This window comes from Turicibacter sp. HGF1 (genome assembly GCF_000191865.1).
In the GTDB taxonomy this organism is placed as follows: domain Bacteria; phylum Bacillota_I; class Bacilli_A; order MOL361; family Turicibacteraceae; genus Turicibacter; species Turicibacter sanguinis.
Genome location: NZ_AEXQ01000007.1, coordinates 1 through 13,825, shown reverse-complemented (window position 1 = coordinate 13,825; position 13,825 = coordinate 1). Strand labels below are relative to the sequence as shown.

At 33.1% G+C, this 13,825-nt stretch carries 10 protein-coding genes and 2 riboswitches; all 10 genes read left to right on the top strand.

Annotated elements, in window-relative coordinates:
- Window positions 1-116: riboswitch (FMN riboswitch) on the top strand.
- Between the two features lie 206 nt (window positions 117-322).
- The 10 genes from HMPREF9402_RS00505 (at window position 323) to HMPREF9402_RS00460 (ending at window position 13,823) form a co-directional block, all read left to right on the top strand.
- Entirely contained in the window at window positions 323-949 is a 627-nt protein-coding gene (locus HMPREF9402_RS00505; RefSeq protein ID WP_009606160.1) for an ECF transporter S component, read from the top strand.
- A 114-nt stretch (window positions 950-1,063) separates the two neighbouring features.
- Window positions 1,064-2,209 carry a sugar ABC transporter substrate-binding protein gene (locus HMPREF9402_RS00500; RefSeq protein WP_009606165.1) on the top strand — a complete coding sequence of 382 codons (1,146 nt, stop codon included), beginning with the start codon at window positions 1,064-1,066 and terminating at the stop codon, window positions 2,207-2,209.
- 170 nt (window positions 2,210-2,379) lie between these two features.
- Window positions 2,380-4,020 carry a glycoside hydrolase family 13 protein gene (locus HMPREF9402_RS00495; protein WP_006783484.1) on the top strand — a complete coding sequence of 547 codons (1,641 nt, stop codon included), beginning with the start codon at window positions 2,380-2,382 and terminating at the stop codon, window positions 4,018-4,020.
- 338 nt (window positions 4,021-4,358) lie between these two features.
- On the top strand, window positions 4,359-5,777 hold the full coding sequence (locus tag HMPREF9402_RS00490) for a peptidoglycan DD-metalloendopeptidase family protein (RefSeq protein ID WP_229040205.1): 1,419 nt from the start codon (window positions 4,359-4,361) through the stop codon (window positions 5,775-5,777).
- Window positions 5,778-6,026: 249 nt separating this feature from the next.
- Window positions 6,027-7,295 (top strand): hemolysin family protein, encoded by a 1,269-nt coding sequence (locus HMPREF9402_RS00485; RefSeq protein ID WP_006783482.1) that lies wholly within the window; start codon window positions 6,027-6,029, stop codon window positions 7,293-7,295.
- A gap of 82 nt (window positions 7,296-7,377) precedes the next feature.
- A complete protein-coding gene (locus tag HMPREF9402_RS00480; RefSeq protein ID WP_009606159.1) occupies window positions 7,378-8,847 on the top strand; it encodes a glycosyltransferase family 39 protein in 1,470 nt (489 codons plus the stop codon).
- 54 nt (window positions 8,848-8,901) lie between these two features.
- Window positions 8,902-9,852: a glycosyltransferase family 2 protein gene (locus HMPREF9402_RS00475; protein ID WP_006783480.1), complete on the top strand. Its 951-nt coding sequence runs from the start codon at window positions 8,902-8,904 to the stop codon at window positions 9,850-9,852.
- A 66-nt stretch (window positions 9,853-9,918) separates the two neighbouring features.
- Window positions 9,919-11,100 (top strand): DNA recombination protein RmuC, encoded by a 1,182-nt coding sequence (locus tag HMPREF9402_RS00470; RefSeq protein ID WP_009606163.1) that lies wholly within the window; start codon window positions 9,919-9,921, stop codon window positions 11,098-11,100.
- 77 nt (window positions 11,101-11,177) lie between these two features.
- Window positions 11,178-11,278: riboswitch (SAM riboswitch) on the top strand.
- Window positions 11,279-11,619: 341 nt separating this feature from the next.
- A complete protein-coding gene (gene metK / locus HMPREF9402_RS00465) occupies window positions 11,620-12,810 on the top strand; it encodes a methionine adenosyltransferase (protein ID WP_006783478.1) in 1,191 nt (396 codons plus the stop codon).
- A 122-nt stretch (window positions 12,811-12,932) separates the two neighbouring features.
- Window positions 12,933-13,823 (top strand): diacylglycerol/lipid kinase family protein, encoded by an 891-nt coding sequence (locus HMPREF9402_RS00460; RefSeq protein ID WP_039930589.1) that lies wholly within the window; start codon window positions 12,933-12,935, stop codon window positions 13,821-13,823.
- The last annotated feature ends 2 nt before the right edge of the window (window positions 13,824-13,825 follow it).

The following is a 13,825-nucleotide window of genomic DNA, read 5'->3' as shown; positions in this document are numbered from 1 at the left end:
ATAAATCTTCGAGGCAGGGTGAGAGTCCCTACCGGCGGTATTAGCCCGCAAGCCGAAAGGTTGATCTGGTGTGATTCCAGAGCCGACAGTGAAAGTCTGGATGGGAGAAGATTCGTTTTTGATATACTCTTTTTTAGAGATATCTCACGAAGATTTATTACGTGAGATCTTTTTTATTTTTATAGCTATTTTGAATAGGGATTAATAAATACTATTAATAGAAATTTGTTTTAGTAATAGAATTAATACTTATCTAAGGTACAACTATATTTTAAAAAGGATTTTACGAATATTTACAAATCTATCTTTAGGAGGAGAGTATATGAAAAACTCAAACAGTATTTTTAAGAACACAAAAAATTTAGTTTTACTTGGCGTTTTAGCGGCATTAGGTGCGATCTTAATGTTTATTGAAATTCCATATCCACCGGTACCATTTTTAAAGTTTGATCTAAGTGAATTAGTCGTTTTATTAACAGTTGAAATTTTTGGTTTATGGCCAGCCATTTTATTAGCAGCGATTAAGTCTTTAGTTCATGTGATGATAATGGGGCTTACGACTCCATATGGAATTGGTGTGATTACAGCATTTATTGCTTCAACAACGATTGCTTGTTTATATGTATTAGTTAAAAAGTATATCGATGGGGCAAGCTTCATGAAGAAAGCTCTTCGCTTTTTCTTAGTGATTGCAGGATTTAGTGCGGTTTTAACAATTTGTAACTACTTCTTTATTACGCCAATTTATTTCGGGAATTTCTGGTTTACACAGATTAGAGAGTGGACAACGTTAAGTTCATTTATTCCGGGGTTATCATTTGATTTAGGATACGGTGCAGCGATTGCATTTGTTTATATTCCATTTAATGCTTTAAAAGGATTATTAGTTTTAACGGTATATGAGATTATTGCGCCACGTTTAACTTCAGCGCTTAAAAAGATTAAATAAATTGTAAACTCCGAGGGGAAGTCTTTAGACTTCCCCTTTTTTTTGATATAATTAGATTAAATGGAAAACAAAGGGTGATTGGGTGAAAAAGTTTATCTATATTGTTTTTTTATTATGGTTTCAGTGGGTTTATATCAAAATATTAATCGTTTAGATTTATTAGAAGAAGATATTTTAAGAGTTTGGGTAAGTAGTGATGAGTTTAAAGTCTTAAGTAAATTAAATGAGCAATTTGAAGAGAAGTACGGAGTGAAGATTGAGATGAAAATTATGACCTCTGAACAAGTCGTTTCTAATCTTCCATTATATGTTGGAACTCCTGATTATCCGGATGTAATTACGTTATCCCATACCTTAATTTCTCAGTTGGTTCAAATGAATGCATTGAGTCCAATTAGTGATATTTTTGAGGAATTAAATATTTTACCTGCTGTTAAATCAGGCTTTAAATTTAAAGGGGAGTATTATGGGGTACCTTATAATGCGGATACGGATATTTTATTTTATGATAAGTCGAAATTTCCAGAGGGTTTAAGCGCATTTAATGCGTTAGACGATTATTCAGATGTATCGTTAGTTATTGATTATCAAGATATTTATCATATAACACCATTTGTGACTGGTTTTGGGGGATATACGGTTGGGATTGATAATTTTGGAGATACGAATTTTTATGATATTGGATTAAACAAAGAGGAATCTATTTTAGGCTTATCGATGATGTTACAACTATTAGAGCCAAGTGCATTTTATAATAATGAAGGGGATATTTACAAATCATTCCTTAATAGTAAAGCCAATTTAATGATTGCACCCGCTAAGTTAGTTAATTCACTAAGTGAAAGTTATGATAATTTAGGATATCAAGCAATTCCTAATTTTAAAGAAGATGTTTTACCATATACGTATATGAAGATTGATACGTATCAATTAACGAAATATAGTCAAAATAAAGATTTAGCAAAAGAGTATTTTAGATTTTTATTAAGTGTTGATGTAGCTACTGCTCGTTATGAATATAATCGTTCCATTGCACCGGTTGATTATGAAGTCCCAATTTCACAGGATGAGTATTATACGGTTGTAAAAAAACAGTTGCATCGATCTTTACCACTGCCGAATCAGTCTGAATTTAATTATTTATATTTACCTTACAAAGAAGCCGCTAAGGAATTTGTATCAATGCCCGATCAAATTCAATCTATTTTAGATACAGCAGTTAGACAAATTGATGATCAAATTGAAAGCATCTTAAAATAGTTATGGCTTATTAGTCATCTCTTGTTTACAGGAGGTGGCTTTTTTAAAAATCTGAGATCAATAAGTAAACGGTTTTACAATTCTTTTTAATTGAGTTTTTAAATGGCAGTATCTATAATAAAGTTAGAAATTGAATCGTTTCGATAAGGAATGAATTTCAGGGAGGAATTATGATGGAGAAAAAGTGGTGGCATAAATCAGTTGTTTATCAAATCTATCCAAGAAGCTTTAAAGATACAAGTGGAAATGGAGTAGGGGATTTAAGAGGAATTATTGAAAAATTAGATTACTTAAAAGAATTAGGAATTGACGTGATTTGGTTATCACCGGTTTATAAATCTCCAATGGATGATAATGGATATGATATTTCTGATTATCAAGATATTGCTCCTGAATTTGGGACAATGGCAGATATGGATGAGTTGATTAAAGAAGCGAATGCTCGTGGAATCCGTATTGTTATGGATTTAGTAGTGAATCATACTTCAGATGAGCATCCATGGTTTTTAGAAGCTAAAAAATCAAAAGATAATCCATATCGTGATTATTATATCTGGCGAGATCCTGCAGAAGATGGCGGAGTTCCGAATGATTTAGGTTCGACTTTCTCGGGGCCTGCATGGAATTATGATGAAACAACAGGTCAGTATTATTTCCATTTATTTAGTAAGCGTCAACCAGATTTAAACTGGGAAAATCCTAAAGTACAAGAAGAAGTTCATAAGATGATGAATTTCTGGTTAGAAAAAGGAATCGGTGGATTCCGTATGGATGTAATTGATTTAATTGGTAAAGAGGTAGATAAAAAAATTACAGGAAATGGACCTCGTCTACATCCATTATTACAAGAAATGAATAAAGCATCATTCGGAAACTACGATGTTTTAACGGTAGGAGAAACATGGGGTGCAACACCTGAAATTGCAAAACTATATTCAGATCCAAAACGTCATGAGTTATCAATGGTTTTCCAATTTGAACATGCTTCAATCGATTGGCATCCTCAAGAAGGAAAATGGCGTCCAACTCAATTTGATTTCCTTAAATTTAAACAAATTTTAAGTAAATGGCAGACATCACTTGATGGAGAAGGATGGAATTCATTATTCTGGAACAATCATGATTTACCTCGTATTGTTTCTCGTTGGGGAAATGATAAAGAGTACCGTGTTGAAACAGCTAAAATGTTTGCTTCAATCCTACATTTAATGCAAGGAACACCATACGTATATCAAGGTGAAGAAATTGGGATGACAAATGTTCATTTTGAAAAATTAGAACAATATAATGATATTGAAACTTTACAATTCTATCGTGATAATATCAAAAAAGGTTATACACATGAAGAAATGATGGATGCAATTTGGAAAAATGGACGTGATAATGCCCGTACACCAATGCAATGGGATAACTCAGTAAATGCAGGTTTCACAAACGCTACGCCATGGTTAGAATTAAATCCAAACTATACGGAAATTAACGTGAAAGATGCGTTAGAAAATAAAGATTCGATTTTCCATCACTATAAAAAATTAATTAATTTACGTAAAAATACTGAATTTAGCGATGTTATTGTTTACGGTAAATATGAATTATTACTTCCAGAAGATGAGCATATTTTTGCTTATATTCGTGAAAATGAAGATAAAAAATTATTATTAGTAGCGAACTTTAGCGAAGAGACAGTAACACGTTCATTTGATGGAGAAGTGAAACAAATTATCCTATCAAACTACAAAGAATTTGATTATCAATTATCTTCTTTAGAATTAAGACCATATGAAACTGTTATTTTTGAATTATCAAAATAATTAAAATTTTTCAAAGAACCTCTATTTTTAGCAAAAATAGAGGTTTTTTTTGTATTTTCTGCTTAAAAACACAATGGAGAAAACGGATACATAAGTAAGAGATAATAAAGTTTTAAAAATGATGTATTTCTGTAGAAAAATAGTATATTTTCTGATAAAATGTTTGATTTATAATAAAAAAGCAGGGTTTTTCACATTTAGAACACAAGTTGGACATATCTATATGGAACAATTGAATAGAACTTAAGAGAGAAGTTGAATAAAATTTTAAAAATATACTAAGTCACCAAGACGTAGGGAACTTTGTTAGAGTTTAACAAAGTATGGAGGTCGTAATGATGAAGAAAAAATTAGTTGGGGCAGTTATTGCAACGATGATGTTTGCAAACAGTCAGCAGCAGGTAACACATGCTCAAACGGTAACCCCAAATAATCAACATGTAGTTTATCGAATTTATATAAATGATGAAGTTGTTGGATTAATCAACAATAAAGAAGAATATGATACTTTCATTGAAAATCATATGAAAGAATTATTACAACAATATCCAGATCAAGTCATCTATGCACCGACGAATGTTCGTGTGGAGGAAGAAGTAACTTTATTACCAGTTGATTCAATTGATAATCAAGCTGTCTTATCACAAGTAGCAGAAAAAGCGGATTTTAAAACGTCAACAAATGTTGTGACAATTGGAGAGCAAAAGTTTGCGGTAAAAGATACAGCTGTTGTTGAATCAACATTAATGGATTTAATGAAGTATTATACAGGTACTGAAAATTTAGCTAAAATTATGGATACAGAAAATCCAATTCAAGCTTTATCAGAGACGGGATCTCAATATATTGGAGCTAAAGTTGTAGAACCTGTTAAAGTTGAATCAAGTTATGCAGCACCTGATGAGGTGTTAACAGCTGACCAAATGCGTCGTATGATGTTATATGGTCAAAAGGAGCCACAACAGACTGTCACATTTGGAGAGGATTCGTCTCTTTGGTATATTGCTCGTGATTATGGTTTAACAGAGGAAGAGCTTATCCTATTAAACCCTCAGGTGGAAGGTTTAAAATGGGGTGAGTTATTAGGAATGGAGTTAGATGTAACACCATTAAATCCAATCATCCATGTTCAAACGGAACAAGAGAAAGTTAATGTTGCACCAATTTCTTATGAAACAGAATATATTGATGATGAGACGATGTTAAAAGGACAAACTAAGGTGACACAAACGGGTCAAAATGGTGAGTTTTTAACGCGTACCAAAGTCGAATATGTGAATGGTGAGCAAACAAATTCAACAGTGGTTGAAGAAACTCAACTTTCAGAACCAGTTAAAGAGGTCATTATTCGAGGAACAAAGGTTGTCTCAGGAGTAGGAACTGGAAACTGGGTATGGCCAACGACATCACGTAACGTAACATGTGGTTATTTATGTTATAGCGGACATTATGCAATTGATATTTCTGCTAGTACGGGGCAATCTGTTTATGCAGCTGATAATGGAGTTGTTGTGAGTGCAAGTTATAATGCAGCTTATGGAAATGTCATTCTAATAAATCATAAAAATGGTTATTATACACGTTATGCTCACTTAAATTCTATGAATGTTAAGGCTGGAGATATTGTGGAAGCTGGTCAATTAATTGGTGGAGCTGGAAATACTGGAAATTCGACAGGAACTCACTTACATTTTGAGATTCGTACGAATACAGGAAGCCAACCAAGTTATGCGCCAAATCCTTTAGATTTTTATTAATTATTTTTTGAAAAAGCATGAAAACTCTAAGTGTCTACCATAATAAAGTAGATGTTTAGAGTTTTTTTTATAGCAAATTTATAAGAATGCTATGTATTTAAAATGTCGATTAATGATAAAAAATAGAAGATTTAAATGTGTGGAAACTGTATAAACAAATCGAGAATATTGACAAATACAAATGAAATTGATATAGTATTCTACATAAAAAAATTACATAATTATGAAATTATAGGAGTGTGAATTATTTTGGACCCGTCCATGTATTATTTAATACTTGTTGGTATGATTATTTTATCAGCATTTTTTAGTGCTTCAGAAACTGCTTTTTCGAGTGTAAATTTGATTCGTTTACGTCAGTATGCCGATGAAGGAAGACCAGGTGCTAAAAAAGCATTAAATGTAGCTGAGCGTTTTGATGAAGTATTACTCGCTATTTTAATTGGAAATAACGTTGTTAATTTAGCATCGGCATCGATTGCAACTATTGTAGCAACCGATTTATTAGGCGCGTCAGGCGCTGCAGTTGCAACAGGAGTTATGACGATTCTAATTATTATTTTTGGTGAGATTTTACCTAAATCTTATGCTAAGGAAAATGCTGAACGATTCTCATTAGCGATTGGTTCGACTTACTATACTTTAATTATTATCTTGAAGCCTGTTATTAAGCTTTTTATGATTTTAAAAGATTTTGTAGCTAAGCTATACACAAAGCAAGAGGAAGAACCATCTGTGACTGAAGATGAGTTGAACGTAATCATTGATACAATGGAGGAAGAGGGTGTATTACAGCAAGATGAAGTTGAGATGCTTCAAAGTGTTCTTGATTTAAGTGAAACTTTTGTTAAGGATATTATGACGCCTCGAGTAGATGTCACAGCTGTAAGTATTCATGATTCCAATGAAGATATAAAAAATGTTTTTCTAGAAGAGAAATATTCGCGCATTCCTGTTTACGAGGAATCGCGGGACAATATTATAGGGATTTTATATCAACGTGATTTATTTGCTGAAATTATTGAAAAAGGTTCAGTTGAAGATATAAATATTGTAGATATTATGAGAGACCCAATGTATGTTTCTTATACGATGCGTGTATCAGATTTATTAACTCGATTACAATTTGAAAAACAACACATTGCAATTGTTGCGGATGAATATGGTGGAACAGCTGGACTCGTGACTATGGAAGATGTTTTAGAAGAAGTGGTTGGGGAAATTTATGATGAACATGATGAAGAAGAACAATTAGTTACGAAAAAAAGTGATACTTTATATGAGGCGAAAGCTGATATTGATTTAGATGAATTATTTGATATTATGGATATAGATTTAGATATTCCAGAAGATGCTTATTCTCTAGGAAGTTGGATGTATTCAAAGATTGAGGATATTCCCGATATCGGCGATATGTATCAGTATCATCACTTAGTTTTTACGATTATTGAAGTTGAAGATCGCCGTATTAAAAAAGTAAAAATAGAAGTTTTACCGGAAGTTGAAAAAGAAGAATAAACAGAAAAAAAACCTTGGTTAATATGAATGAACCAAGGTTTTTTATGTGAAAATAAAGGTAGGTAATAAAAAGGAGATTTTTATGAATATTTCTGGTATAAAGTTAGGATTAATGACATTATTTAATGTTGTATTTGTCATTGTTTTTGGGTACATTTTATTAAATACAAGCATATTTCCATTTAAAATATTTAAAATAATGAATCCTGTCGTGATTTTATTCGGAGTCATTATTGTATTAAGTGGCTTATACTTTTTAAATAAAAGACTTGAAAAGTGTAATGAGAAAAGATTAATGGTTATATCAATAGGGAGTTTTATTATTTTAATTATATTACAGTTTTTCTTTGCACGTTATTTTACAGTTAATCCAACATGGGATTTTGGAAAAGTGTATGATGAGGCGTATGATTTATCGATTCAGTTTCGACAAATAGATCAGTATTTTTATTTCTACTGCCCTAATAACCTTCCAATCTTGTTATTAGTAACAGGGTTGTTTAAGATATTTAGGTTTATGGGATTTACTGATCTGTTAAAGCCGTTAATAGTGGTGAATTTAAGTATTGTATTTTTATCGGTATGGATTATGTATTGGTTTATTAAAGAAATGTATGGCTTACAACGAGCTACTTTATTTAGCATTTTATCTATTTTAATTACACCATTTTATACATATACTACTATTGTGTACACCGATACCTTAGGCATGATTTTACCTATTTTATCACTTTATTTGTATGCAAAGATTTATCGTTCTCCTAAAAAAGAAATAGGATTGTTAGTAACTTTAGGATTAGTACTAGGTCTTGGAGGCCTTTTGAAGACGCATGCTTTAGTTGTTTTGGTGGCTATTTTAATTCATTATTTCTTAACGAGAAAAGACGGATTCATTAGATTAAGTGCACCGCTCATTTTAATGGTATTAGTGACGATGATGAGTTATAAACTCGCCATAAAACCGTTGATTCCTGTTGCATCGAGTGAAGTAGGATTTCCAAAGACACATTGGGTGATGATGGGACTTAAAGGATTAGGTGGATATGATGATGAGGATACGAATATGACGCGATTTTTAAAAGATAGTGGTTGGTCAAATGATGAGATTCAAGCACAACACATTCGTCTAATGAAGGAACGATTAGAAGCTTTTGGAGTGGGTGGATTTATCAACCATTTGAATTCTAAGTTGAATTTTACGTGGTCAGATGGAACATATTTTGCTCCAGAGAAATTAAAGCGTGAGCCAATTGTTACAAATAATTATCAAGATTATATTTTTGGGGATAAAAACCTACCATACTTATATTTAAGTCAAATGGTTCATGTTGTAATTTTATTTTTAATGTGGTTAAGTAGTATCCGTATTTTAAAAGATAAACTATGTTTTGAAAGTGTTATGACGATATCGGTATTTGGAGTGATGTTATTTCTATTAATTTGGGAAACTCGCTCTAGGTATCTAATGATTTATTTACCGGTCTTTGTTGTATTAGCCAGTTATGGATTTGGTGAGTTTACACAGATGATTCAAAAAATAAAGCGTCAATAAATTTGTAAATTTATGATATAATTAAGTATCAAATTATTTTAGGTGGTGGACTTAATGGGGAAGCTGATTTCCATTATTGTACCGTGTTACAATGAACAAGAAACAGTTGAACGTTTTTATGAAGAAATTATAAAAGTAACGAATGAAATTAATGGATATGAATTTGAATTTGTTTATGTGAATGATGGTTCAAAAGATCAGACAGTCCCATTAATTAAAGCGTTGCGTGAAAAAGATGAGCGTGTTTGCTTAATTGATTTTTCTCGTAACTTTGGAAAAGAAGCAGCGATGCTTGCAGGAATGGAATATGCTCGTGGAGAAGCCGTCGTTATTATGGATGTTGATTTACAGGATCCACCGGAGCTTTTACCTAAAATGGTTAAGCTTTACGAAGATGGATATGAAAATATTTATACACGACGTCGTAATCGTGATGGAGAGCCACCTATTCGTAGTTTCTTTGCCAATATGTTTTATAAAGTGATTAATCGCATGAGTGACGTTGAAATCATTGACGGAGCTCGTGATTATCGTTTGTTAAGTCGTCGTGCAGTTGATGATTTAATTAGTTTAAAAGAGTCAAATCGTTTCTCAAAAGGATTATTCCAATGGGTTGGATATCAATCGATTTGTCTAGAGTTTGATCACGTTGAACGTGTTGCGGGTGAAACAAAGTGGAGTTTCATGAAACTTGTTAACTATGCAATTGAAGGAATCACAGCATTTTCAAATGCGCCTCTTCGTTTTGCAACTTATACAGGAGTTTTAGTGGCGTTTGTGGCATTTGCATATTTACTATACATTTTCTTTAATACAGCGATCAATGGAAACCCAACGGCAGGTTGGTCATCAATGGTTTGTATCATGTTATTCTTAGGAGGAGTACAGTTAATCTTCTTAGGAGTCATTGGAGAGTATATTGGTCGCATTTATAATGAGGTTAAGGGACGTCCTAATTATATTGTGAAAGATTATTTTGGTGAGAAAAAAGAACTTGAAGATTAATTCTTCAAGTTCTTTTCTTTTATATGGTAAAATAATGTTAATAAATGGATGAAGTGAGGGATATTAGTGACGGTAGTTTATATTTTATTAATTGTGGTTATTTTTTTATTACTGTTAATTTTAATCAGACAAAATTTATATACAAGAAGTCGTCAAAATCCACAGTTAGATTTGCAGGTGAAACAATTGTTTGAGGAGCAACAACGAATGGAGAAGCGACTTCAGGATGCTAATTTTCAGTTAAGTGGGAGTTTTAATCAGGCGAATGAGCGAGTGCTTGAGCGTTATGGACAGTTTGAGCGTGTGATGCGAGATCAATTGAATCAGCATACGTCTTTGGTGAATCAACAATTACAGAGTGATTTTTCGAAGTTAAATGAACGGATTGAGTTTAATTTGCTGCGTATTAACGATAAGGTAAATGAGAGGCTAGATCAGTCATTTAATAAGACGAATGAGACATTTCAAAATATTTTGGTTCGTTTAGCAAAGATTGATGAAGCACAGAAAAAGATTGAAAGTTTATCAACGGACATTGTATCACTACAAAATCTGTTATCAGATAAGAAAAGTCGAGGAACGTTTGGTGAGGTGCAACTTTATCAAATTATGGCAGCTGTTTTCGGTGAAAAGAATGATCGTATTTATGAAACTCAGTATAAGTTATCAAATGGAACTATTGTAGATGCCATGCTTCATGCTCCACTTCCAATGGGGGATTTACCGATTGACTCGAAGTTTCCACTTGAAAATTATCAACGTATGATGGATCGAACTTTAGGGGAGGTAGAGCGTCAACTAGCAGAGAAACAGTTCAAACAAGATGTTAAGAAACATATTGATGATATTTTCAATAAATATGTGACACCACAGGAAACTTCAGATCAGGCTGTGATGTTTTTACCAGCAGAGGCAATTTTTGCTGAGATTAATGCCTATCACCCAGATTTAGTAGCTTATTCGCAACGTAAAAGAGTATGGCTTGTGTCACCTACAACTTTTATGTCAACACTGACAACGATTCAAGTGATTTTAAATAATTTAGAACGGGATCAACATGCTTTAATTATTCAACAGGAGTTGAATAAATTAGGGGATGAATTCAAGCGTTATAAAGAGCGATGGGATAAGTTGAGTAAGCATATTGATAGTGTGTCGAAAGATGTTAAAGAAATCCATATTACAACTGAGAAAATTGGGACTCGCTTCGATGCTATTTCAAATGTTGAACTTGATTTTACAGAATAAGTCGCTAATATTTGACAAATAAATAAAAAGGCTTTATAATAGATAAGAATTAAATTTAATAAAATTACAATAATATACTCTTATTAAGAGCGATGGAGGCATAGGGGCCTATGAAGTCGCGGCAACCTCTGAAATTGAAAGGTGCCGACCCAAGCGAGTTTAACTCGAGCAATAAGAGGGTTTGAATCTACCTATTCAAGTCCGCTTATAGCGGGCTTTTTTTGTTAGCTCATCTTTCCGGCTTTGTCGGAATAGATGAACTATACATCTGCGTTTTTTGCAGATGTTATCCATTAGTGCTATTAGTGTGTATTCACTGTATTTGTGAATACGCATGAAATCTATAATTAGACAAACTTTACATCGCGAAGGCGATGTAACAACCATTGTTAGAATATAATTTAGTGGAAAATAGGATTAGATTCAAGTTAATTGCAAAAATTAACGGCCCGAAGCATGATTTTATATCTAAAGCTTAATAATATAGAGTATTAATGTGAATTGAAGGAGGACATTATAGTGTCAGAACGTCGTTTATTTACATCAGAATCAGTAACAGAAGGTCATCCAGATAAAATTGCTGACCAGATTTCAGATTCAATTTTAGATGCGATCTTAGCCAAAGATCCAATGGCACGTGTTGCTTGTGAAACATCGGTAACAACTGGATTAGTGTTAGTGTTTGGGGAAATTACAACGTCTTCGTATGTTGATATTCAAAAAACAGTCCGTGAAACAATTCGTCAAATTGGTTATGATCGTGCAAAATATGGATTTGACGCAGATACATGTGCTGTGTTAACTGCAATTGACGAACAATCGGCTGATATTGCGATGGGTGTTGACCAAGCGTTAGAAGCTCGTACTGGTTCAATGAGTGATGAAGAAATCGAAGCAATCGGAGCAGGAGACCAAGGTTTAATGTTCGGGTTTGCTACAAATGAAACAGAAGAATTTATGCCATTACCAATCTCGTTAGCTCATAAATTAGCACGTCGTTTAACTGAAGTTCGTAAAAATGGAACATTAGACTATTTACGTCCAGATGGAAAAACTCAAGTAACAGTTGAATATGATGAAGCTTTAAAACCAGTAGCTATTGATACTGTATTATTATCGACTCAACATTCACCAGAAGTAACTCATGAGCAAATCGAAGCAGATATCAAAAAATATGTATTTGATGAAGTATTACCACAAGAATTAGTAACTGAAAATACTCGTTATTTAGTTAATCCAACAGGACGTTTTGTAATCGGTGGACCCCATGGAGATGCAGGATTAACAGGACGTAAAATTATTGTTGATACTTACGGAGGATATGCCCGTCATGGTGGTGGAGCATTCTCAGGTAAAGATGCAACAAAAGTAGACCGCTCTGCTGCATATGCTGCACGTTATGTGGCGAAGAACTTAGTTGCTGCAGGGTATGCAGATAAAATTGAGATTCAATTATCATATGCAATTGGAGTCGCACAGCCTACTTCAATTATGGTTGATACATTCGGTACAGGGAAAACTACGAATGCTAAAATCGTCGAAGTAATTCGTCAAAACTTTGATTTACGCCCAGCGGGAATCATTCAAATGTTAGATTTAAGACGCCCAATCTATAAACAAACAGCTGCATATGGACATTTCGGACGTACTGATGTAGATTTACCATGGGAACGCTTAGATAAAGTAGAAGCGTTAAAAGCTTCACTTTAATATTAAATAGATGTATAATAATAGCCTGATTTTTTTACAAAAAATCAGGTTTTTATTATGTGAGAGAGTGCTATAATATACTATGCTATAAAACTTTAAATTTTTGAAAGGAAGTGCCTAGTGTGCTAAAAAAACTGTTACTTATAATCAATCCGACGTCAGGTCGTGGGATGATCAAGGATTACCTTTTATCGATTGTCACTCAGTTTAGTTTAGCTGGATATGAAGTGACAGTTTATCCAACGAAAGCTAAGCATGATGCTGTGAGTAAAATGAAAGTCGCTCGAAGTTATGATTTGGTTATCGCAAGTGGTGGGGATGGAACGTTGAACGAAGTAATCACTGGCTTAATTGAAGCAAATGGGAATACTCCGATTGGTTATATTCCAACAGGGACAACTAATGATTTTGCATCAACACTTGGTATTCCTAAAAATGTTCCAAAAGCACTTGAACTCTGTTTAAATGGGAAACCAATGCCAATTGATATCGGAATGTTTAATGAGCGTTATTTTATGTATGTTGCTGCATTTGGGGCTTTTACAGACGTAGCTTATGAAACACCACAACCGCGCAAAAATATGCTCGGGGGACTTGCTTATTTAATTGAAGGATTAATGAAACTTCCAACGATTCAATCTTATCAGTGTAAAATTTATCATCGTGAGGGTTTTATTGAGGGAGATTATATTTTTGGAATGATTTCAAATTCGGATTCGGTAGCAGGGATTAAAAATGCATTTGGAAATCAAGCGGATTTAAATGATGGACTATTTGAGGTAACATTAATTCGAGCTCCTAAAAATTTGATTGATATTCATCGTATTTTAACCGACTTTTTAAATCGAACATATGATCCTGAATACGTGGTAACATTTAAAACAGATCGAATTACAGTTGAGAGTGAACAGGACGTGAAATGGACGCTTGATGGTGAAGATGGTGGAAGTATGAAACATGCTACCATTAAAAGTCTTCAACGACGTGTTCAGATTTTAAGTAAAGGTGAATAAAA